18 protein-coding genes are annotated in these 20,556 nt (G+C 67.3%); 13 read left to right on the plus strand and 5 right to left on the minus strand.

The window, feature by feature from the left end; genetic code table 11:
- Positions 1–260: 260 nt before the first annotated feature.
- The 4 genes from SriyCCGPB3_RS00820 (at position 261) to SriyCCGPB3_RS00835 (ending at position 4,007) form a co-directional block, all read left to right on the plus strand.
- A complete protein-coding gene (locus tag SriyCCGPB3_RS00820) occupies positions 261–896 on the plus strand; it encodes a ubiquinone biosynthesis accessory factor UbiJ (RefSeq protein ID WP_110710727.1) in 636 nt (211 codons plus the stop codon).
- Positions 893–2,548: a ubiquinone biosynthesis regulatory protein kinase UbiB gene (ubiB, locus tag SriyCCGPB3_RS00825; protein ID WP_110710728.1), complete on the plus strand. Its 1,656-nt coding sequence runs from the start codon at positions 893–895 to the stop codon at positions 2,546–2,548. The genes SriyCCGPB3_RS00820 and ubiB overlap by 4 nt, the downstream gene beginning before the upstream one ends.
- A 5-nt stretch (positions 2,549–2,553) precedes the next feature.
- Positions 2,554–3,132 (plus strand): O-methyltransferase, encoded by a 579-nt coding sequence (locus SriyCCGPB3_RS00830; protein ID WP_153856723.1) that lies wholly within the window; start codon positions 2,554–2,556, stop codon positions 3,130–3,132.
- Positions 3,133–3,239: 107 nt separating this feature from the next.
- Positions 3,240–4,007 carry a pseudouridine synthase gene (locus tag SriyCCGPB3_RS00835; RefSeq protein ID WP_433963282.1) on the plus strand — a complete coding sequence of 256 codons (768 nt, stop codon included), beginning with the start codon at positions 3,240–3,242 and terminating at the stop codon, positions 4,005–4,007.
- A gap of 75 nt (positions 4,008–4,082) precedes the next feature.
- Here SriyCCGPB3_RS00835 and SriyCCGPB3_RS00840 read toward each other — a convergent pair whose 3' ends face one another.
- The gene (locus SriyCCGPB3_RS00840) at positions 4,083–4,610 is read right to left on the minus strand and encodes a DUF2059 domain-containing protein (protein ID WP_010487093.1); all 528 of its coding nucleotides are present in this window, start codon (positions 4,608–4,610) and stop codon (positions 4,083–4,085) included.
- 133 nt (positions 4,611–4,743) lie between these two features.
- Between SriyCCGPB3_RS00840 and arfB the strand changes: the two genes are divergently transcribed.
- The 3 genes from arfB to dcp all read left to right on the plus strand — a co-directional run bounded on the left by arfB (position 4,744) and on the right by dcp (position 8,050).
- Positions 4,744–5,175, plus strand: a complete 432-nt coding sequence (arfB, locus tag SriyCCGPB3_RS00845) for an alternative ribosome rescue aminoacyl-tRNA hydrolase ArfB (RefSeq protein ID WP_153856725.1) — start codon at positions 4,744–4,746, stop codon at positions 5,173–5,175.
- Positions 5,176–5,179: 4 nt separating this feature from the next.
- Positions 5,180–5,782 (plus strand): lysophospholipid acyltransferase family protein, encoded by a 603-nt coding sequence (locus SriyCCGPB3_RS00850; protein WP_014035575.1) that lies wholly within the window; start codon positions 5,180–5,182, stop codon positions 5,780–5,782.
- A 111-nt stretch (positions 5,783–5,893) separates the two neighbouring features.
- Positions 5,894–8,050 carry a peptidyl-dipeptidase Dcp gene (gene dcp / locus SriyCCGPB3_RS00855; RefSeq protein WP_153856726.1) on the plus strand — a complete coding sequence of 719 codons (2,157 nt, stop codon included), beginning with the start codon at positions 5,894–5,896 and terminating at the stop codon, positions 8,048–8,050.
- Between the two features lie 183 nt (positions 8,051–8,233).
- On the opposite strand, the gene SriyCCGPB3_RS00860 is transcribed toward dcp, so the two are convergent.
- Positions 8,234–8,680: a 3-dehydroquinate dehydratase gene (locus SriyCCGPB3_RS00860; protein WP_004153636.1), complete on the minus strand. Its 447-nt coding sequence runs from the start codon at positions 8,678–8,680 to the stop codon at positions 8,234–8,236.
- Positions 8,681–8,683: 3 nt separating this feature from the next.
- Positions 8,684–9,085 (minus strand): hypothetical protein, encoded by a 402-nt coding sequence (locus tag SriyCCGPB3_RS00865; protein WP_110710732.1) that lies wholly within the window; start codon positions 9,083–9,085, stop codon positions 8,684–8,686.
- Positions 9,086–9,267: 182 nt separating this feature from the next.
- On the opposite strand from SriyCCGPB3_RS00865, the gene lepB reads away from it, so the two are divergent.
- Together lepB and SriyCCGPB3_RS00875 are read left to right on the plus strand one after the other, a co-directional pair.
- Positions 9,268–9,894 (plus strand): signal peptidase I, encoded by a 627-nt coding sequence (lepB, locus tag SriyCCGPB3_RS00870; RefSeq protein WP_014035578.1) that lies wholly within the window; start codon positions 9,268–9,270, stop codon positions 9,892–9,894.
- 124 nt (positions 9,895–10,018) lie between these two features.
- Positions 10,019–11,275 (plus strand): MFS transporter, encoded by a 1,257-nt coding sequence (locus SriyCCGPB3_RS00875; RefSeq protein WP_153856727.1) that lies wholly within the window; start codon positions 10,019–10,021, stop codon positions 11,273–11,275.
- Positions 11,276–11,357: 82 nt separating this feature from the next.
- Here SriyCCGPB3_RS00875 and SriyCCGPB3_RS00880 read toward each other — a convergent pair whose 3' ends face one another.
- A complete protein-coding gene (locus SriyCCGPB3_RS00880; protein ID WP_032956221.1) occupies positions 11,358–12,266 on the minus strand; it encodes a LysR family transcriptional regulator in 909 nt (302 codons plus the stop codon).
- 275 nt (positions 12,267–12,541) lie between these two features.
- Positions 12,542–13,510 (minus strand): LysR family transcriptional regulator, encoded by a 969-nt coding sequence (locus SriyCCGPB3_RS00885; protein WP_012509737.1) that lies wholly within the window; start codon positions 13,508–13,510, stop codon positions 12,542–12,544.
- Between the two features lie 109 nt (positions 13,511–13,619).
- On the opposite strand from SriyCCGPB3_RS00885, the gene aceB reads away from it, so the two are divergent.
- The 4 genes from aceB (at position 13,620) to SriyCCGPB3_RS00905 (ending at position 20,551) form a co-directional block, all read left to right on the plus strand.
- Positions 13,620–15,242 (plus strand): malate synthase A, encoded by a 1,623-nt coding sequence (gene aceB, locus SriyCCGPB3_RS00890; RefSeq protein WP_110710736.1) that lies wholly within the window; start codon positions 13,620–13,622, stop codon positions 15,240–15,242.
- A 64-nt stretch (positions 15,243–15,306) separates the two neighbouring features.
- Complete coding sequence (gene aceA / locus SriyCCGPB3_RS00895) at positions 15,307–16,608, plus strand: isocitrate lyase (protein ID WP_004153647.1); 1,302 nt, start codon at positions 15,307–15,309, stop codon at positions 16,606–16,608.
- 417 nt (positions 16,609–17,025) lie between these two features.
- Entirely contained in the window at positions 17,026–18,066 is a 1,041-nt protein-coding gene (locus SriyCCGPB3_RS00900) for a GGDEF domain-containing protein (protein ID WP_110710737.1), read from the plus strand.
- A gap of 16 nt (positions 18,067–18,082) precedes the next feature.
- On the plus strand, positions 18,083–20,551 hold the full coding sequence (locus tag SriyCCGPB3_RS00905; protein WP_350259741.1) for a putative peptide modification system cyclase: 2,469 nt from the start codon (positions 18,083–18,085) through the stop codon (positions 20,549–20,551).
- The last annotated feature ends 5 nt before the right edge of the window (positions 20,552–20,556 follow it).

Here is a 20,556-nt window from a genome sequence, read left to right on the forward strand (position 1 = left end):
TCCGACCCCGGATAGCCTGACAGATCGCAGGAACCTGTCGAAGGCGGGATGGGTCCGGTGGCGGGGGTGTCCGCGGCATGGATGCCGCGGTCAAGCCCCCATGGATGGGTTTACGGCGTCCCCCGCCACCGGACCCACCCCGCCAACCCACGGAATGCCCGCTGTTGCTGTTGCTTCGGCTGTTGCCGCTGCCGTTGCCTCTGCGGGTGCCGGGTGGCAGCCCGGCCCAAGCCCACCACCCACGCAGGTAGAATGCGCACATGGCTCTCTCCCTGCTCAAGTCCCTCAAGCCGGTCGCTGGCCGCGCCCTGCAGATCGCCCTGAACCGCGCGCTGGCGCTGGATCCGGATACCCGCCATGCACTGGCCAGCCTCGACGGCCGGCACATCGATCTGACCCTGGAAGCGCCCTTGCTGGCGATGCGCATCAGCGTCGATGGCGACCAGCTGCGGGTCGGCCCCGTGGACGCACAGGAAGCCGATCTGGCCGTGCGCAGCAGCCTGGCCGGCGTGCTCGCGCAGCTGCCGCTGCTGGCCAACGCACGGCGTGCCGACAACAACGGCAAGGGTCGCGTGCGCGTGGCCGGCGACGCCGAACTGGCGCGTCGCCTGCAGCAGCTGGCCAAGGGCTTTGACCCGGACTGGCAGCAGCCGTTCGTCAGCGTGTTCGGCGACGTGCTGGGCGTGCAGGTGGCCAACACCCTGCGCAGCGCCCTGCAGCATGCGCGCCAGGGCGCGATCGACCTGGCCCACAGCGCCGCCGAGTTCATCACCGAGGAATCGCGCGACGTGGTGCCTCGTGCCGAGCTGGATGCCTTCCACGACGATGTGGACGTGCTGCGCGATGACGTCGAACGTCTCGGTGCACGCGTGCAGCGCCTGCGGGGTGCCGCATGAAGGCCGTGCTGCGCGCCAGCCGCATCGGCCGGGTGATCCTGCGTTACCGCCTCGACGACCTGCTGCAGGGCACCCCGGCCGAGCGCTGGTTGCGCCTGGCCAAGCCGTTCGTGCCGCGCGCCTCGGCCGACATCGCCGCACAGTCGCGCGGTGCGCGCCTGCGCCTGGCGCTGCAGGATCTGGGCCCGATCTTCGTCAAGTTCGGCCAGATCCTGTCCACCCGCCGCGACCTGGTGCCGCCGGACGTGGCCAATGAACTGACCCTGCTGCAGGACCGGGTCAAGCCGTTCGATGGCGAGACCGCACGCCGTATCGTCGAGGAAGCGCTGGGCCTGCCGGTCAGCGAGGCCTTCGCCAGCTTCGATACCGAACCGCTGGCCTCGGCCTCGATCGCGCAGGTGCACGCAGCGACGCTGGCCGATGGCCGCCAGGTGGTGGTCAAGGTGCTGCGCCCGGGCATCGAGAAGCAGATCGACGCCGATATCGCGTTGCTCAACTCGCTCGCTGCCCTGGTCGAGCGCACCCATCCGCGCGCTGACAAGATCCGCCCGCGCGAAGTGGTGGCCGAAGTCGAGAACACCCTGGCTGCCGAGCTGGACCTGCAGCGCGAAGGCGCCAATGCCAGTGTGCTGCGCCGCTTCTGGGAAAACAGCGACGATCTGTACGTGCCGGAAGTGATCTGGAGCCACACCGCGGAGCGCGCGCTGACCCTGGAGCGCGTGTGGGGTATCCCGTCCGATGACATCGCTGCGCTGGACAAGGCCGGCATCGACCGCAAGGCGCTGGCCGCCAAGGGCGTGCGGGTGTTCTACACCCAGGTGTTCCGCGACAACTTCTTCCACGCCGATGCGCACGCCGGCAACATCTGGGTCGACACCGATCCGGCGCGCCGCGCCAACCCGCGTTTCATCGCGCTGGACTTCGGCATCATGGGCCAGCTCTCGCAGGAAGATCAGTACTACCTGGCCGAGAACTTCATGGCCATCTTCAACCGCGATTACCGCCGCATCGCCGAACTGCACGTGCAGGCGCGCTGGATGCCCGACAACGTGCGCATCGATGACCTCGAGGCCGCCGTGCGTTCGGTGTGCGAGCCGTACTTCACCCGGCCGTTGTCGCAGATCTCGCTGGCCGAAGTGCTGATGAAGCTGTTCCGCGTGGCCCAGCGTTACCAGCTGACCCTGCAGCCGCAGCTGATCCTGCTGCAGAAGACCCTGCTGAACATCGAAGGCGTCGGCCGCCAGCTCGACCCGCAGATCGACATCTGGGCGGTGGCCAAGCCGGTGTTGGCAAAGATCCTGCGCGAACGTTACAGCCCGCGCCGGGTGGTACGCGAGATCGGCAAGCGCCTGCCGGAAATCATGACCCATGCACCGGACATGCCGCGCCTGGTGCACGCCTGGCTGACCCAGCAGGTGGAAGGCCGCCACGAACTGTCGATGCGTTCGCGCGACCTGGCCGCACTGGATGCCAGCGTGCAGCGCCTGCAGAAGCATGCGGTCGGCGCGATCACCGGCGTCGGCCTGCTGGCCATCGCTGCACTGATGTATGTGCTGCAGCCGCCGGGCTGGTACTGGGGCGACGTGCCGGCGTGGAGCTGGCTGTCCGGTGCGGTCGGCGCAGTGGCGCTGCTGCGCGCGTGGTGGAAGTAGGCCCCATGCTGCAGGCACTCAAGGACGAACTGGTCCGCTTCGGCGCCGACAACGACGCACGCGAAAGCGAGCGCGGCCGACGAATGCTCAACATCACGCCGGAGACCGGTGAATTCCTGTTGGTGCTGGTGCGCTTCGGCAACACTCGCCGGGTGCTGGAAATCGGTACGTCCAACGGCTATTCCACGTTATGGCTGGCCGAGGCCGCCGCCGCCATCGACGGCCACGTGACCACGCTGGAGTACGCCGAGGACAAGGTGGCGATGGCACGTGACACCTTCGCGCGCAGTGGCCTGGCCGATCGCATCACGCTGGTCCACGACGATGCCGGGCAGTGGCTGGCACAGGCCGCCGATGCCAGCATTGACCTGCTGTTCCTCGATTCGGACCGCGGGCAGTACGCCGGCTGGTGGCCACAGCTGCGCCGCGTGCTGCGCCCGGGTGGCCTGCTGGTGGTGGACAACGCCACCTCACATGCGGAAGAGATGCAGCCGCTGCGCGTGCTGCTGGACGCTGATCCGGACTTCAGCACCAGCCTGGTGCCGGTGGGCAATGGCGAGCTGCTGGCCGTGCGCAACGCCTGACTGCCGCGTTGCCCGCGTCTGATCCGGTAGTGCCGGCCGCTGGCCGGCAACCGCAGCCATCCGACTGCCCGGAGGCAGCCGGCCAGCGGCCGGCTCTACCCCATTCAATGCCCAGCCCCGATAATCCTGCCGTGAGCACCGAACCCGATACCCTCGCCGCGGTCGAGACCGACACCGCGCCCCTGCAGCTGCTGCACCTGGATGAACGCCTGGCCGTGGTCAACAAGCCTGCCGGGCTGATGGTCCACGACAGCAAGCTGGCCCGTGGCGAAGACGACTTCCTGGCCGACCGCCTGCGCGAGCAGCTGGGCCGCCCGATCTTCCTCGTGCATCGCCTGGACCGGGCCACCAGTGGCTGCCTGCTGCTGGCCTTCGACCGCGATACCGCCAGTGCGCTGGGCAAGGCCCTGATGGGCGGCGAAGTGCTGAAGGACTACCTGACGGTCTGCCGGGGCTGGCCGGCCGAGCTCACCTGGCAGGTCGATCATGATCTGGACGGCGGCCCGGGCAAGCCGGTGAAAAAGCCGGCGATCACCGACTTCCAGCGCCTGGCCACCGGCGAGCTGTCGGTGCCGGTCGGTGAATTCACCAGCTCGCGCTACGCACTGCTGCGCTGCCAGCCGCAGACCGGACGCTTCCGGCAGATCCGCCGGCACCTCAAGCACCTCTCGCATCACATGATCGGCGACACCAGCCACGGCGATGGTCGCCACAACCGCATCTTCCGCATGCAGGGCGTGCACCGCATGCTGCTGCACGCCGAGCGCCTGCGATTCCCATATCCGGAAGGCGGCACCGTGGACGTGCGCGCGCCGCTGGACCGTGAGTTCCAGAAGGCACTGGACCTGTTTGGTTGGCAGGTGGATACCGATTGACGGTCGTGCCGGCCGCTGGCCGGCATCTGCGCGATTCCAGATGTAATGGGGAGCCGGCCAGCGGCCGGCACTACCTCATTTCTTTTCCGGCTCGTTGACGATCGCTTCCAGATCCTTCTGCAGGTCCGCGAACAGCGGCTGCATGCGCGCCTGGATCGCTACCATCACGTTCTGCATCAGCGCCGGGGTCTTGTCCAGCAGGCTCTGGCCGGCCGCGCTCTCGTAGAACTCGGCCATCGCCAGCACGTCTTCCTTGCTGAAGGTCTTCTTGTACAGGTCCACGTACATCGGCCGCAGCTGCTGCCAGGACAGGGCCTGGCGCAGGGTCTGGCTGGTCCGCGCCTGGATCCGCTTCAGCTGCTCCTGCTGCTGGGCGTTGAGCTGGCGCTGCGCGGCCACCTGCTGGAACTGCTGCTGCTGCATCGCCTCGATCTGCGGCAGCATGGTGTCGATCATGCTCTGCGCGCGCGAGGCGGACAGCAGGCGGTTGATGTCGCCATCGGTCGGCGGCGCAGCCAGGGCCGGGACGCTGGCCACGGCCAGCGCCAGCAGCAGGGCGGCGCGGCGCAGCAGGGACGGCAGGGCGGGTGCGGTGCGGGTCATGCGGGCTTCCTGCGGTACATGGGACGGCCAGCATACCCGCAGCCAAGGCGAAGGCGGCGTGTTCGGTACCTGATCGGCGGCATACGGGGCGCGATGCCGCACTCCGGTGCGTGGCTGCCGCTACAATGCGCGGATGGGCAGTGGACCGGTCACCATCAGCGCGCAGCTTGAAATCCCCGACGGCGAGATCGTCGAGCGGTTCGTGCGTGCCAGTGGCGCCGGTGGCCAGAACGTCAACAAGGTCTCCACCGCGGTGGAACTGCGTTTCGACGTGGCCAACTCGCCCTCGTTGCCCGAACCGTTGCGCGCGCGCCTGCTGGCGCGGCGTGACCGGCGCATGACCGGCGAAGGCGTGCTGGTCATCGACGCGCAACGTTTCCGCACCCAGGATCGCAATCGCGAGGATGCGCGCGAGCGGCTGGCGGCCTTCATCCAGGCCGGGCTGAGCGTGCCCAAACCGCGCAAGGCCACCAAGCCGACCCTCGGGTCGAAACTGCGTCGTCTGGACGCCAAACGCGGGCGCGCGCAGGTCAAGCGCGGGCGCTCATCACGTGACTGGGAGTGATTGCTTGAACAACCCGACTTCGTTGCTGCCGGCCGTGCCGCCGCAGATGCCGCAGGTCAAACCCAACGCCTTCCTGCGCTGGCTGGCGCGCTGCACCCTGCGCATGGGTGGCTGGAAGGTGACCGGCACCCTGCCTGACATCCCCCGGCTGGTCTTCATCATCGCTCCGCACTCGTCCAACTGGGACGGCCTGTGGGGCATGGCGGCCAAGATCGCGCTGGGCATGAAGGTGAAGGTGCTGGGCAAGGCCTCGCTGTTCTGGTGGCCGCTGGGCCCGCTGCTGCACAAGCTGGGCGTGATCCCGCTGGACCGCAGCTCGCCGCAGGGCACTGTCGGCCAGGCCGTGGACCTGCTGCGCAACAACGAGAAGATGTGGTTCGCCATCACGCCCGAGGGCACCCGCAAGGCCGTGAAGGACTGGAAGGCTGGCTTCCTGAAGATCGCCCGGATGGCCGACGTGCCGATCCTGGCCGCGTATTTCCACTACCCGGAAAAGACCATCGGCATCGGCCCGCTGTTCACGCCAACCGGCGACGACGTGGCCGACATGGCCGCCATCCGCGAGTTCTACCGGCCGTGGATCGGCAAGACCCGCGGCACGGTCTGAGCCGGCCGCAGGCCGCCGCATAGACGCCACGTCCGGCACATGCCGGGCGAGCGCGACAGGAGTAGGGTGGAGGGCTGGTATCCCGTACCGTCTGCCCAAGGAGCGTTTCACATGTCGCGTACCGTAGTCCTGGCCGCCGCCATCAGCCTGGCGCTGGCGGCCTGTTCCGGCAAGGAGTCCACCCCCGTGTCCGAAGCCCAGAAGACCCCGGCCCAGCAGCCGGCCGAAGCCTCCACCAATCCGCTGCTGAGTGCGAGCACGCTGCCGTTCCAGGCACCGCAGTTCGACAAGATCAAGGACAGCGACTACCTGCCGGCGTTCGAAGAAGGCATGCGCCAGCACCTGGCCGACGTGCGCAAGATCGCCGACAGCAGTGAGCCGGCCACCTTCGACAACACCATCGTGGCGATGGAGCGCAGCGGCGAGACGCTGAACCGCGTGTCGCGCATCTTCTTCGGCCTGGTCCAGGCCGATACCAACGATGCGCGCCAGAAGATCCAGGAAGAAGTGGCGCCGAAGCTGGCCGCGCACCAGGACGAGATCAACCTCGATCCGAAGCTGTTCGCGCGCGTGAAGTCGCTGTACGACCAGCGTGACACGCTGGAGCTGGACCCGGTGCAGAAGCGCCTGGTCGAGCACTACTACGATGGCCTGGTGCGCGCCGGTGCGCAGCTGTCCGACGCCGACAAGGCGACCCTGCGCAAGCTCAACGTGGAAGAGACCACCCTTTCCACCCAGTTCCATACCCGCCTGGTGGCCGCCACCGCCGCTGCTGCCGTCGTCGTCGACGACAAGGCCAAGCTGGCCGGGCTGGACGAGGACGCGATCAACAACGCTGCGGCGGCTGCCAAGGAGCGCAAGCTGGATGGCAAGTTCCTGCTGCCGCTGCAGAACACCACCCAGCAGCCGGTACTCGGCTCGCTGAGCGACCGCGACCAGCGCGCCGCCGTGCTGAAGGCCTCGGAAACCCGCGCCGAGCGCGGCGATGCAAATGACACCCGGCAGACCGTGCAGCGCCTGGCCCAGCTGCGTGCGCAGAAGGCCAAGCTGCTCGGCTTTGACACCTTCGCCGACTACCAGCTGGGCGATCAGATGGCCAAGACCCCGGCCGCCGCGCTCAAGCTACTGACCGACACCGTGCCGGCTGCCACCGCCAAGGCGCGTGCCGAAGCCGGCGAGATCCAGAAGGTGATCGACGCGCAGAAGGGGGGGTTCCAGGTAGCCGCTTCGGACTGGGACTTCTACGCCGAGCAGGTGCGCAAGGCCAAGTACGATCTGGACGAGTCGCAGATCAAGCCGTACTTCGAACTGGACAACGTGCTGCAGAACGGCGTCTTCTACGCCGCCACCCAGCTGTACGGCATCACCTTCAAGCCGCGTACCGACATTCCGACCTACAACCCGGACATGAAGGTGTACGAAGTGTTCGACAAGGACGGCACCTCGCTGGCCCTGTTCTACACCGACTACTTCAAGCGTGACAGCAAGTCCGGCGGCGCCTGGATGGACGTGTTCGTCGAACAGGATGGCCTGACCGGTGCCAAGCCGGTGGTCTACAACGTCTGCAACTTCACCAAGCCGGCCGCCGGCCAGCCTGCGCTGATCAGCTTCGACGACGTCACCACCATGTTCCATGAGTTCGGTCATGCGCTGCACGGCATGTTCTCGAACGTGAAGTACCCGTCGATCGCCGGCACCGCCACCTCGCGTGATTTCGTCGAGTTCCCGTCGCAGTTCAACGAGCACTGGGCGCTGGATCCGAAGGTGTTCGCCAACTACGCCAAGCACTACAAGACCGGCGAGGCGATGCCGCAGGAACTGGTCGACAAGATCCTCAAGGCACGCAGCTTCAACCAGGGTTATGCGACCACCGAGTACCTGTCGGCCGCACTGCTCGACCTGGCCTGGCACACGCAGAAGGCCGATGCGCCGCTGCAGGATGTCGGCGCCTTTGAAGCCAGCGCGCTGAAGAAGTTCAAGGTCGACCTGCCGCAGGTGCCGCCGCGTTACCGCACCACCTACTTCGACCACATCTGGGGTGGCGGTTACTCGGCCGGTTACTACGCCTACTTCTGGGCCGAAGTGCTGGACCATGACGCCTACCAGTGGTTCACCGAACACGGTGGCCTGACCGCGGCCAATGGCCAGGAGTTCCGCGACAAGATCCTCTCGCGCGGCAACAGTGTGGAGCTGTCGACCCTGTACCGCGATTTCCGCGGCAAGGACCCGTCGGTGGAACCGCTGCTGAAGTTCCGCGGGCTGAAATAAGAAAACGAAAACGGCGGGGGCAACCCCGCCGTTTTTCTTTCTGTGGCGTCGAGCCATGCTCGACGTTCTTCTGTAGAGCCGAGCCCACGCTCGGCTGCGATTCCCGCCCTTGTAGAGCCGAGCCATGCTCGGCTGCCTTTCGATGAAAAACCAGTCGAGCATGGCTCGACGCTACAAACAGCGTTACGTCCCCACGTGCACGCGGTTCGCCTGTTCGGCCAACCCCAGGTGATCCAGCGCGATGTCCAGCGCCAGCACATAGCTCTGTGCACCGTAGCCGGCGGCGATACCCAAGCGCTGGCCGACGCCGGCCGGCAGGCACGGCTCGGCCACTGCGCCGTCGTCATGCACTTCCACATAGGCGTTGTGCAGGTACGGCAGCAGGCGCTGCAGGCGCAGGCTGTTGGCACACGCACCTGGGTCCAGCAGGGTCACCTCGCCGCGGCTGTGGTCGGCCACGCGCAGCGCGTCCAGCAGTTCCTGTTCCGAACCGCAGGCACGGATCGCCACACTGGTACCGGCGTCGATCGCGCGGTGCACCAGCGATTTCAGTACCGGCGCCGGCAGCGGCATCGCCGTGCGGATCAATGCACCGGCTGCTTCCGGGCCACGGATGATGAAGATCGACATGGCTCAGCCCTCCTGTGCCAGGCGGCGGCCGACAATGGCCAGCGACAACGGGTAACCGGCCTGCTGGCTGCGCTGGTCGACCACTACCGCGGCAGGACCATGCTGCAGGCGCAGGCGCGAATCCAGGCCGGGTTCGCTGGGGGCCTGCAGCTCGATGTACTGCGCCGGCAGCCGTTCCAGCGCCGCCTGCAGCGCGCCACCTTCGGCCTGCCATTGCGCCTCGTCGGCGGCGCCGACATCCAGCAGTACCCAGTCGGCCGAGCGCGCCTGCGGCTGGCACAGGCACTGGCGCACTTCGGACAGGCTGGCGCAGTCGCTGCACAGCACGCGATGGCCGCTCAGCTGCGCCGGCAGCTGCGGGCGCGGCGCCGACGGAGACGCGTGGCGGATCACCAGGAGGGTCATACAACACCTTGCGGAATGCGCCCTGTGGCGCGGTGGGCACACGATGCGCGTGCTGCCCGTAAAGGTGCGATGCCCGCTGCCGCGCCGGGGCGTAAAACCTGCGTAACCCGTGTCCGGCGCTACCGGGAACCTGCGGCGCCTGCGTGTGGTCTGATACCGCTATCACCTACCCGGAGCCTGTCATGGATGCTGTTGCCCGCCCTCCCTTTTCCGAACGCGCGCTGGCCTGGCTGAAGAAGGAAGCATTGCCGCTGCTGGTGATGCTCGGCCTGCTCGCCGCCGCCCGCGATACCCTCGCCAACCACTACGTGGTGCCCAGCGGCTCGATGCAGCCGACCCTGCAGCCCGGCGACCGGGTGGTGGTGGACATGCGCGCCTATGGCCTGCGCCTGCCGTTCACCGGCAAGGAACTGATGTCGACCGGCGTTCCGCAGCGCGGTGAAGTGGCGGTGTTCGATTCACCGGCCGACGGCACCCGCCTGATCAAGCGCGTGGCGGCGGTGGCCGGTGACCATGTGCAGATGCGCGAGGGCCATCTGAGCATCAACGGCCAGCCGCTGCAGATCGCCGACCTGCAGGACGTGGAAGCCTTCGGCGAGCGCCGTGCCCGCCTCGACCTGGACATGGGCGGCGGTCCGGACATCGCCGATCTGGTGGTGCCGGCCGGCAAGGTGCTGGTGCTGGGTGACCACCGCGGCAACAGCTTCGACGGTCGTTTCTTCGGCTTCGTCGACGCCGACAAGCTCTACGGCCGCGCCGTGGCGGTGTACTACCGTCGTGGCGACGGTTTCGAGTGGCAGCGCCTGTAAGCTGAATTGATACTTCCTGCATATCAATCCTGACCTATCAGGTTATGGATCGACTGGATGGACGGGCCTAGTCTGAGGCCCGTTCCCTCCCACGCCCGGCCGCCCCCACCGGCCCATCGATCCCATGACTGGCGAAACCGCGGCGGCCCTCGAACGCCGCCCCCCCACTGTCGATCCCATCGCCGAGACCCGCATCCAGCAGGGCACGCCGGCCTTCCGCCGCACCGCGCTGGCGCTGTTCCTGGCCGGCTTTTCCACCTTCGGCCTGCTGTACACCGTGCAGCCGCTGCTGCCGGAGTTCAGCCGTCACTTCGGCGTGTCCGCCGCCGGCAGCGCGATGTCGTTGTCGCTGACCACCGGCACGCTGGCGGTGGCGATGCTGTTGGCCGGCCTGCTGTCCGATGCGGTCGGCCGTCGCCCGATGATGATCGCCGCGCTGCTGGCCTCGGCCACGCTGTCGCTATGCACGGCGCTGGTGGATGACTGGACCACGCTGCTGGTGCTGCGCACGCTGCTCGGTCTGGCGCTGAGCGGCGTGCCGGCAGTGGCGATGACCTACCTTGTCGAGGAAATGGACAGCCGCGCGTTGGGCCTGGCGATGGGCCTGTACATCGGCGGCAACGCCATCGGTGGCATGAGCGGGCGCCTGCTGGCCGGCATCATCGCCGACCACTGGGGCTGGCGGTGGGGCATCGGCGTCGTCTCGATCATCGCCGTGGCCAGTACCGTGCTGTTGTGGTTGCAATTGCCGCCGTCGCGGCATTTCCAGGCGCGTCGTGGCGGCCTGCGCCAGTTGCCATCACGCTGGCGCACGCTGTTCGCCGACCCGGGCCTGCCGTGGCTGTTCGCCACGTCCTTCGTGCTGATGGGCGTGTTCGTCACTCTCTACAACTACCTGGGTTACCACCTGCTGGCACCGCCGTACCGCCTCAGCCAGACCGTGGTCGGCCTGATCTTCAGCGTGTACCTGGTGGGCACCTTCAGTTCGGCATGGATGGGCCAGCAGGCCACGCGTTACGGGCGCGGTCGCATCCTGTCGATCTCGTTCGCACTGATTGGTGCCGGCATCGTGCTGTTGGCGATGCCGTGGCTGAGCACGATGGCACTCGGTATCGCGCTGGTGACGTTCGGCTTCTTCGGCGGTCACTCGGTGGCCAGCAGCTGGGTCGGCAGCCGCGCCGGCGCGATGCGCGCCGAAGCCTCGGCGCTGTACCTGTTCGCCTACTACCTGGGTTCGAGCGTGCTCGGTGGTGTGGGCGGCCTGGCCTATGCAGCGTGGGACTGGCTGGGTGTGTGCCTGTTCGCCGCCGTGCTGACCCTGATCGGCGGTGGCATCGTCTGGGCGCTGCAGCAGCGCGCCCCGCAGCCGGTGACGGCGTGAACCTGCTCTGGTAGATGCCGACCTTGGTCGGCGCTGTGGCCGTGGGCCAACCAAGGTTGGCCGCTACCGGGTGGGTTGCACCTCACCCTTCCGCGAACGCCTCACGCAACAGCCCGGCGAAGTTGCGGATCAGCGGCGTCACACCCTCGCGGTGCCACGCCAGCTGCACCTCCGAATGCGCACCGGCATCGGCCAGCGCCACGAAGCGTGCGCCTTCCACCCGGATGTGATCGCAGGACGACGGCAGGATCGCCGCACCCAGGCCAGCAGCGGCCAGACTGATCAGCGTTGACGCCTCACCGGCCTCCTGCACGATACGCGGGGTGAAGCCCGCCGCCGCACACAACGCGATCATGTGGTCATGGATGCCCGCACCGGCACTGCGCCGGAATGCTACGAACGGCTCCTGCGCGAAGTCGCGCAGCGACAGCGTGCCCTGTTTCGACAGTCTGCGCAGGGCAGGGTGATCGGCATGCACGATCAACGCCAACGGATCGACGAACAGGCTGTGCGCCACCAGTTCCGGCGGCAACGCGCGCTTGCGGATGATGCCCACGTCCAGGCTGCCATCGAGCAGTGCATCGATCTGCTGCAGGGTGTTCATCTCGCTCAGCTGCAGCCGCACCTGCGGGTACTGCTGGCGGTAGCGCAGGATCGAACGCGGAATCTGTGGCGACAGCGGCGTGGCGCGGGTCAGCCCGATGCGCAGCTCACCCTGCTCGCCGCGCTGCGCGCGCTGCACCTCGTCCACCGCCGTTTCCACCTGCTGCACGATGGCGCGTGCACGTTCCTGCAGCAGCTCACCGGCAGGCGTCAGCTGCACACGACGATGACTGCGCACGAACAGCCGCGCACCGATCAGATCTTCCAGCTGGCGGATCTGCTGGCTGAGCGGCGGCTGCGACATACCCAACCGCTCCGCCGCCTGGCCGAAGTGCAGCGTATCGGCAACGGCGAGGAAGTAGCGCAGATGGCGGAGTTCGATGGACATGGGGCCAGTTTATTCATCGCCAGCCGGAAATGGGGTCAGAGCCCGTTGCGCAGCAACGGGATCCGACCCCGACAGATCGCGGCCAACTGTCGAAGGCGGGGTGGGTCCGGTTGCGGGGGCGTGAGCCGCATGGATGCGGCGACCGAGCTTACATGGACGTACTTGCAGCGTCCCCCGCAACCGGATCCACCCCGCCATTCCACGGAATGCCCGCTTTTGACGTTGACGTTGACGTTGATTCGGCAGGTGCAGGGCGCAGCCCTGCCGAACATCCCTCACCGCTCCGAATGCCCGCTCTGGTCGTAATCGCGCGGGCTGAACAACTCCGGCTGGATCAGCTCGATGAACGCCCGCGCCTGCGCCGACAACGCCTTGCCACGCCGCACGATCACCCCGTAACTGCGTTCCGGGAACCAGCGCTTCATCGACCGCGCCGCCAACCGCTCGCGGTCGGCCTCGTTCAGGCACAGCGCCGGCACGATGGAAATGCCCATGCCCATCGCCACGTACTGCTTGATCACCTCCCAGCCGCCCACCTCCAGCGCCACGGTGTAGGCGATGCGGTGGCGCTGGAAGACCTGGTCCACCAGGCGGTAGGTGATCTGCCGCTTCGGCGGCAGCACCAGCGGATAGCGCGCGATGTCGGCCAGTTCCAGCTCGCCGCCACTGGCCAGCGGATGGTCGTGCGGCGCGATCAGCACCTGCTCGAAGCGGTAGGCCGGGGCGTAGCTGAGGTCGGCCGGCACATCGGTCATCGAGCCGATCGCCAGGTCGGCGGCGTCCTCGCGCAGCAGGTCGGTGCCATCGGCGCTGATCGCGTTGTGCAGGGTCAGGCGCACGTCCGGATGATGCAGGCGGAAGCGTTCGACGATCTTCGGCAGCAGGTAGAGGATGGTCGAGCTGTTGGCGGCGATGTTCAGCTCGCCCGCGTCCAGGCCGCGCACCTTGTCGCGGAACCGCGCCTCCAGCCCGTCCAGGTTCTCCACCAGCGGCTGTGCCATTTCGTACAGCAGCTGACCCTCGCGGCTGGGCACCAGGCGGCGCCCGCTGCGCTCGAACAACGGCACCCCCAGTTCACGCTCCAGCGCCTGCAGCTGCAGGCTGATGGCCGGCTGGCTGACGAAAAGTGCCTCAGCCGCCCGTGAGACCGAGCCCAGGCGCACGGTCTGGCAGAACGCGCGCAATGGCTTCAGCCGGTCGGATTTGTAGGAAAAACGCGGACTTGGCGGGGGGCGTGTGGTCATCGCGTCACAAGTATTAGCACAATTTATGTAGAACATTGCAAAAACTGTTTTGCCAAATACTCGGCCCCGGCGGCACCGTGGAGGCGTTCCCCCACTGCTGGAGTCGCCCATGTCCGCCGTCGCTTCCGCTGTTCCCACCCCCGCCAGCAAGGCCACCCCCGGCATCGCCCTGGCGACCCGCGTGGCCGGCCAGGACACCCTGCTGCCGGCGCCGCTGCTGGCCCTGCTGGTGTCGCTGCACCGTGCGGTGGAACCGGGCCGGCAGGCACGGCTGCAGGCACGCCGCGAGCGCCAGGCATTCTTCGACCAGGGCGGCCTGCCGGACTTCCGCGGAGACACCACCGCGATCCGCAGCGGCGACTGGCGCGTTGCGCCGCTGCCGACCGCGCTGCAGGACCGCCGCGTCGAGATCACCGGCCCGACCGACCCGAAGATGGTCATCAATGCGCTGAACTCCGGCGCCAAGGTGTTCATGGCCGACTTCGAGGATTCGACCTCGCCGACCTGGCGCAACCTGCTGGCCGGGCAGCAGTCGCTGGCCGCCGCGGTGCGTGGCGATCTCGAATACACCGCACCCAATGGAAAGCACTACGCCCTGCGCCCCTACGACGAGCAGGCGGTGCTGATCGTGCGCCCGCGTGGCTGGCACCTGGACGAGAAGCACGTGCGCATCGATGGCCAGTTCATTGCCGGTGGCCTGTTCGACGCAGCGGTGTTCGCCTTCCACAACGCCCGCACCCTGCAGGCGAAGGACCGTGGCCCGTACTTCTACCTGCCCAAGCTGCAGAGCATGGAAGAGGCAGCGCTGTGGGAAACCGCGCTGTCGCACATCGAGGGCATGCTCGGCCTGCCGCACGGCCAGATCAAGGTGACGGTACTGATCGAAACGCTGCCGGCGGTGTTCGAGATGGACGAGATCCTGCACGCGCTGCGTGACCGCATCGTCGGCCTGAACTGCGGGCGCTGGGACTACATCTTTTCGTACCTGAAGACCTTCCGCCGCCACGCCGACCGCGTGCTGCCCGAACGCGGCCAGGTGACCATGACCCAGCCGTTCCTGAAGGCGTACTCGGAGCTGCTGATCCAGACCTGCCACCGCCGCGGTGCGCATGCGATGGGCGGCATGGCCGCGCAGATTCCGATCAACAACGATGCCGCCGCCAACGAGCAGGCGATGGCCCGCGTGCGCGCTGACAAGCTGCGCGAGGTCACCGCCGGCCACGACGGTACCTGGGTGGCGCACCCGGCGCTGATTCCGGTGGCGATGGCGATCTTCGACGAACACATGCCCGGTGCGAACCAGCACAGCGTGCTGCGCCAGGATGTGCGCGTGGGCCGCGACGAACTGATCGCGCGGCCGCCCGGCACCATCACCCGCGCCGGCTTCGAAGGCAACGTGGAAGTCTGCGTGCGCTATCTGGCGGCGTGGCTGGATGGCAACGGCTGCGTGCCGATCCACCACCTGATGGAGGACGCGGCCACCGCCGAGATCAGCCGCAGCCAGCTGTGGCAGTGGCTGCATACGCCGGGCCAGCAGCTGGACGATGGCACTGCGATCGATCTGGCGTTGCTGGATTCCACCCTCTCGCAGCTGCCGGCACGGCTGGGCGATACCGCCGCGCTGCCCGGTGGTGCACGCATCGGCGAGGCCATCACCCTGCTCGGCGAACTGAGCCGCAGCGAAGAACTGACCGATTTCCTGACCCTGCCGGCCTACGCGCGCATCGACTGATCGCCGCCCGCGTTTCCCGCCATTTCCCTCCCCGCTGCACGCACGAACCGAACTGGAGAAAGACATGAGCAAGCTGCCCACTGCCGAACAGATCCAGCACGACTGGGACACCAACCCGCGTTGGGAAGGCATCCAGCGCAACTACAGCGCCGCCGACGTGGTGCGCCTGCGCGGCACCGTCCACATCGAGCATTCGCTGGCCCGCCTGGGCGCAGAGAAGCTGTGGGCGTCGCTGCATGAGCGCGAGTTCGTCAACGCGCTCGGTGCATTGACCGGCAACCAGGCCATGCAGCAGGTCAAGGCGGGCCTGAAGGCGATCTACCTGTCCGGTTGGCAGGTGGCGGCCGACGCCAACCTGGCTGGGCAGATGTACCCGGACCAGTCGCTGTACCCGGCCGATTCGGTGCCGGCGGTGGTCAAGCGCATCAACAACACGCTGCTGCGCGCCGACCAGCTGCACCACGCCGAAGGCAAGGACGACATCGACTTCCTGCAGCCGATCGTGGCCGATGCCGAAGCCGGCTTCGGCGGCGTGCTCAATGCGTTCGAACTGATGAAGGCGATGATCGAGGCCGGTGCCGCCGGCGTGCATTTCGAAGACCAGCTGGCCTCGGTGAAGAAGTGCGGCCACATGGGCGGCAAGGTGCTGGTGCCGACCCGCGAGGCGATCGAGAAGCTCAACGCCGCGCGGCTGGCCGCCGACGTGCTGGGCGTGCCGACCCTGCTGGTGGCACGTACCGATGCCGAAGCCGCGGATCTGCTGACCAGCGACATCGATGGCAATGACAAGCCGTTCGCCACCGGCGAACGCACGGTGGAAGGCTTCTACAAGACCCGCAACGGCCTGGACCAGGCGATCAGCCGTGGCCTGGCCTACGCGCCTTATGCCGACCTGGTGTGGTGCGAGACCGGCAAGCCGGACCTGGAGTTCGCACGCAAGTTCGCCGAGGCGATCCATGCCAAGTTCCCGGGCAAGCTGCTGGCCTACAACTGCTCGCCCAGCTTCAACTGGAAGAAGAACCTGGACGACGCCACCATTGCCAAGTTCCAGCGCGAGCTGGGCAGCTACGGCTACAAGTTCCAGTTCATCACCCTGGCCGGCTTCCATGCGCTGAACTACGGCATGTTCAATCTGGCCCACGGCTACGCGCGCCGCCAGATGAGCGCGTTCGTCGAGTTGCAGGAAGCCGAGTTCGAGGCGGCAGAGCGCGGCTTCACTGCGGTCAAGCACCAGCGCGAGGTCGGTACCGGCTACTTCGATGCCGTGACCCAGGCGATCCAGCAGGGCCAGTCGTCGACCACTGCGCTGACCGGCTCGACCGAGGAAGAGCAGTTCCACGGCGGGCGCAGCGAACGCGCGGCGTGATGCGGTAGTGCCGGCCGCTGGCCGGCAACCCGTCGATGTTCCCGGAGTCCACGTGGTTGCCGGCCAGCGGCCGGCACTACCGGGCCATAGAGCGATCAGGGTGGCCAGGGAAGGGCCAGACAACGCCGGCCGGTCGGGGGACCTGCCGGCGTTGTTGTATCGATGGAACAGCCGTGAACGCGGGCAGCGTCAATCCGGCGCACCCCCAGGCCCTGCAACTTGGCCGAAAGCCCGTGAAGATGGCCATCGGATTGATCCAGCAGGACTTTTGTGCGGACAGGCATGCCCAGAACGGGTCACCACGCATCTTCACATCAGAGAAGTGGGTCCGAAGGCTCAAAATGAGATAGGGCGCACACTTTAAAGCGGTGCTATGCTCCGCGGCTCACCAGGGGACGCTGGCGGCGGGTGCAGGGAATGACCGGCAGGGGTGCGGCCGAGAACAGTGATGTGACGTCAGGTATCGCCCGGGTGGCGATGGCCGAGATCGTGCACGCGCTGCTGTCCGCTGCCGAGGTCGCATTGTTCGCCAGATATGCCCGTCCATGCAAGCTTCATGCCGGACAGTGGTTGTTCCAGCGTGGCCATCGCGGCGAACGGATGTACGTGATCCTCGAAGGCCAGATCGAACTGGACTTCGGCGAAGACCTGGTGATCAAGACCCTCGGCCAGCATGAGTTCTTCGGTGAGCTTGGCCTGCTGGTCGGCGACCACCTGCGCAGCGCCAGTGCCCGCGCGCTGGCCGACTGCGAAGTGCTCGAGCTGGGCCCGGCCGACTTCCATCGCCTGGTCGAATCCGATCCTGGCCTGGTCGCCTATTTCCTGCGCCGCACGATCATGCGCGTGCTGACCAACGAGCAGGCGCTGATCAGCCAGCTGCGCCGGCGCAACCATGATCTGGAAACCGCGCTGGACAACCTGTACATCACCACCCATCAGCTGACCCACACCCGCGAGCTGGTGCGCACCGATGAGCTGACCGGGCTGCACAACCGCCGCGGCCTTACGCTGTACCTGCAGGAATGCCGTGCCGACGGCGATGGGTTGCCGCAGGCACTGCTGCTGATCGACTGCGACCGCTTCAAGCAGATCAACGACCGCCATGGCCACCAGGCCGGTGACCGCGTGCTGCAGAGCATGGGCAACATCCTGCGCTCGATGGCCGGTGAGCAGGATCTGGCCTGCCGGCTCGGCGGCGATGAGTTCTGCCTGATCCTGCGCCGTGGCAACCACGAGATCGTGCAGCACGCGGCCGAGTTCATCCTCAGCGCGGTGCATGGCCTGCTCGAGCGCAGCCACGGTACGCCGCACGTCAGCCTGGTCAGCATCGGTGCCAGCCTGCTGGCGCCGGAGGCCGGCTGGAGCGAGTGGTATGCCAGCGCGGACCGCGCGCTGTACCAGGCCAAGCGCGATGGCGGCAACTGCCTGCGCTGGGTGGATGCAGCGGATACACCTTGATCGGGAGAGTCAGGCGATGAATGGCGACAACGGAACGTCGACGCCGCACAACCAGCAACTGCGCGCGCTGTTGTTCACGGATCTGTGCGACTCCCTGCTGCTGGTTGAACGTATTGGCGATGTCGCCGCCGCCGAACTGTTCCAGGAACACGACCGGCTGGTATTGGCGCTGCAGCAGCGCTGGAACGGCCAGTTGATCGACCGTTCCGATGGATTGTTCATGCTGTTCGAGCGCCCGATTGATGCGCTTGGGTTCGCCCTGGATTACCAGCGTGGGCTGCAGCCGCTGGGGCAGTCGCGTGATCTCCGGTTGCAGGCGCGGGCCGGGTTGCACGTGGGTGAGGTGATTCTGTGGAACAACAGCGCTGAGTCCGTTGCGTTGGGGTCCAAGGCCGTAGAGGTGGAAGGTCTGGCGAAGCCGATGGCGGCGCGCCTCATGCAGCTGGCACGACCGGGCCAACTGCTGTTGTCGGCAGCGGCCGAATCGCTGGTCCGGCGTGCAGCCTCCCAGCTTGGCGAGCCGGCCGACCGGTTGTACTGGAAGTCATTCGGCCGCTGGCGCTTCCGTGGTGTGGCGCAGCCGATGGAGGTGATCGGCGTCTCGGCGGTCGGCAAGGCCGCGCTGCGACGGCCGCGTGCGAGTGACAAGGCCAGGCCGGATGTCCCGTTCTGGCGTCGCCCGATGGCGATGGCGGCGCAGGTAACGCTGGTGGCAGCCTGCGCAATGGGCTTGTGGTTGCTGACTCGTCCACAACCGGCCATCGCCTTTGCCGAACGCGACTGGGTGGTGATCGCGGAGCCGCGCAACCTGACTGGCGATCCTCTGCTGAGCGAGTCGATCAACCAGGCGTTCCGCATCAGCCTGGAGCAGTCGCGATATGTGAACGTGCTGAGTGACCTGAAGGTGCGCGACACCATGCAGCGCATGCTGATCAGTCCTGGGGCCGGGCTGGACCGGGGGGTTGCCAGCGAGGTGGCCCAGCGTGATGGTGCACGCGCGGTGCTGGCGCCTTCGGTCCTGGAGGTGCATGGCCGCCTGCGGGTGGCGGTCGATGTGATCGATCCGTCGACCGCGGCCACCGTCTACACCGTGCATGTCGATGGCAAAGGCCTGGACTCGCTTCTGGCATCCACCGATGAAGTGGTGGGGCGTCTGCGCGAGCGTCTTGGCGAAGGCGGTATGGAGATTGATCGACATTCGGTGAATCTGCCGCAGGTGGCGACGTCCAGCCTGGACGCGCTGCGTGCTTACGCCGCAGGCATCAGGGCGCTGGACCGGCGCCAGACCGATGAGGCGCTGGGCTTTCTCGCGCAGGCGGTGAAGGTCGACCCGGACTTTGCGATGGCCCATGTGGCAATCATGCGCATCCACTGGATGCGCGGTGAAAGTCGCATGGCACTGGATGCCCATGCGCGTGCGCAGGCATTGCGGGCGCGACTGACGCCGCGCGATGCACTGTACCTGGACGGATGGGCAGGGCAGGCCAGCGATCTGCCGGAGGCTGACATCGCCCGACGCTGGAAGCTGTTGACCGACCTGTATCCCGACTACCACGGTGGATATGTCAATCGGGCGCTGGCGTTGTCCGGAATGGGGCGCTACGCCGAGGCGGTGACCGTGGTGCAGCCGGCGCGGGTTCCGCAGGCATGGGCCCGCAGCCACACGCTGGATTTCTCAGGACGGTTGAAGCTGGCTGCGGGCAACACCAACGGTGCGGTTGCGGATTTCCGCATGGCCGGTGATGTCGGAGGCTGGAGAACCAGTGCCAACCTAGCTACGGCGATGGCCGTACTCGGAGACTGGAGCGCTGCACGTGCCCAGCTGGCGGGCGTGTCGGCCGATGATTTCGGCGCCCGCATGCAGCAGGCAGCGGTGCTGGTCGATCTCGGTGAGCTGGACAAGGCCGAAGAGGTTGCCCGATCACTGCAGGCGCAGTGCAATGAGCCGGCCCTTTGCCGGCTGGCGTCGGCCTGGCGCGCCAGCATTGCCGGCATGGCAGGAGAGCGGTCGGATCCCGCAGCGAGCCGCAAGCGGATTGGAGAGGCGTTGGCCGACCTGCGCCAGCAGCCCAGCGGCAATCTGCACACCCGGCAGTTCATGGTTCTGGGCCTGATTCGCCTGGCTCAGCGCGAAGGCGTGGACGTGACGCCCCAGCTGCGCTTGGCGCGTCGCGCGATCGACCTCAGGAGCGACCCACGCTCGCGCCAGTTGCTGGACATCATCGAAGCCACCCGCGAGTTGCATGCCGGGCAGGCGGTCGCGGCCGTCGAGCGCCTGCTGCCGTGGGCCGACGGCACGGAGTTGTACCAGTTGCACGTGGCGCTGCGCGATGCAAGGCATGCCTCGGGAGATTCCGCGGCGGCCGCTGCAGAAGCACGCTGGCTGGCCGCGCATCGCGGTCGTGCCTATGCCGAGGATTCCGGCAATTACATCCTGCAGGCGCTCAATGTCCGTGACAGCCGCGCACCGCTGGGCGCGGACTGACAGCG

This window comes from Stenotrophomonas riyadhensis (assembly GCF_040256885.1).
GTDB classification, from domain to species: Bacteria; Pseudomonadota; Gammaproteobacteria; order Xanthomonadales; family Xanthomonadaceae; genus Stenotrophomonas; species Stenotrophomonas riyadhensis.

What these genes read in the sequence shown, in the direction of transcription:
- SriyCCGPB3_RS00820 (WP_110710727.1), top strand. Translation starts at nt 261, where the DNA reads ATGGCTCTCTCCCTGCTCAAGTCCCTCAAGCCGGTCGCTGGCCGCGCC.
- ubiB (WP_110710728.1), top strand. Translation starts at nt 893, where the DNA reads ATGAAGGCCGTGCTGCGCGCCAGCCGCATCGGCCGGGTGATCCTGCGT.
- SriyCCGPB3_RS00830 (WP_153856723.1), top strand. Translation starts at nt 2,554, where the DNA reads ATGCTGCAGGCACTCAAGGACGAACTGGTCCGCTTCGGCGCCGACAAC.
- SriyCCGPB3_RS00835 (WP_433963282.1), top strand. Translation starts at nt 3,240, where the DNA reads ATGCCCAGCCCCGATAATCCTGCCGTGAGCACCGAACCCGATACCCTC.
- SriyCCGPB3_RS00840 (WP_010487093.1), bottom strand. Translation starts at nt 4,610, where the DNA reads ATGACCCGCACCGCACCCGCCCTGCCGTCCCTGCTGCGCCGCGCCGCC.
- arfB (WP_153856725.1), top strand. Translation starts at nt 4,744, where the DNA reads ATGGGCAGTGGACCGGTCACCATCAGCGCGCAGCTTGAAATCCCCGAC.
- dcp (WP_153856726.1), top strand. Translation starts at nt 5,894, where the DNA reads ATGTCGCGTACCGTAGTCCTGGCCGCCGCCATCAGCCTGGCGCTGGCG.
- SriyCCGPB3_RS00860 (WP_004153636.1), bottom strand. Translation starts at nt 8,680, where the DNA reads ATGTCGATCTTCATCATCCGTGGCCCGGAAGCAGCCGGTGCATTGATC.
- SriyCCGPB3_RS00865 (WP_110710732.1), bottom strand. Translation starts at nt 9,085, where the DNA reads ATGACCCTCCTGGTGATCCGCCACGCGTCTCCGTCGGCGCCGCGCCCG.
- lepB (WP_014035578.1), top strand. Translation starts at nt 9,268, where the DNA reads ATGGATGCTGTTGCCCGCCCTCCCTTTTCCGAACGCGCGCTGGCCTGG.
- SriyCCGPB3_RS00875 (WP_153856727.1), top strand. Translation starts at nt 10,019, where the DNA reads ATGACTGGCGAAACCGCGGCGGCCCTCGAACGCCGCCCCCCCACTGTC.
- SriyCCGPB3_RS00880 (WP_032956221.1), bottom strand. Translation starts at nt 12,266, where the DNA reads ATGTCCATCGAACTCCGCCATCTGCGCTACTTCCTCGCCGTTGCCGAT.
- SriyCCGPB3_RS00885 (WP_012509737.1), bottom strand. Translation starts at nt 13,510, where the DNA reads ATGACCACACGCCCCCCGCCAAGTCCGCGTTTTTCCTACAAATCCGAC.
- aceB (WP_110710736.1), top strand. Translation starts at nt 13,620, where the DNA reads ATGTCCGCCGTCGCTTCCGCTGTTCCCACCCCCGCCAGCAAGGCCACC.
- aceA (WP_004153647.1), top strand. Translation starts at nt 15,307, where the DNA reads ATGAGCAAGCTGCCCACTGCCGAACAGATCCAGCACGACTGGGACACC.
- SriyCCGPB3_RS00900 (WP_110710737.1), top strand. Translation starts at nt 17,026, where the DNA reads ATGACCGGCAGGGGTGCGGCCGAGAACAGTGATGTGACGTCAGGTATC.
- SriyCCGPB3_RS00905 (WP_350259741.1), top strand. Translation starts at nt 18,083, where the DNA reads ATGAATGGCGACAACGGAACGTCGACGCCGCACAACCAGCAACTGCGC.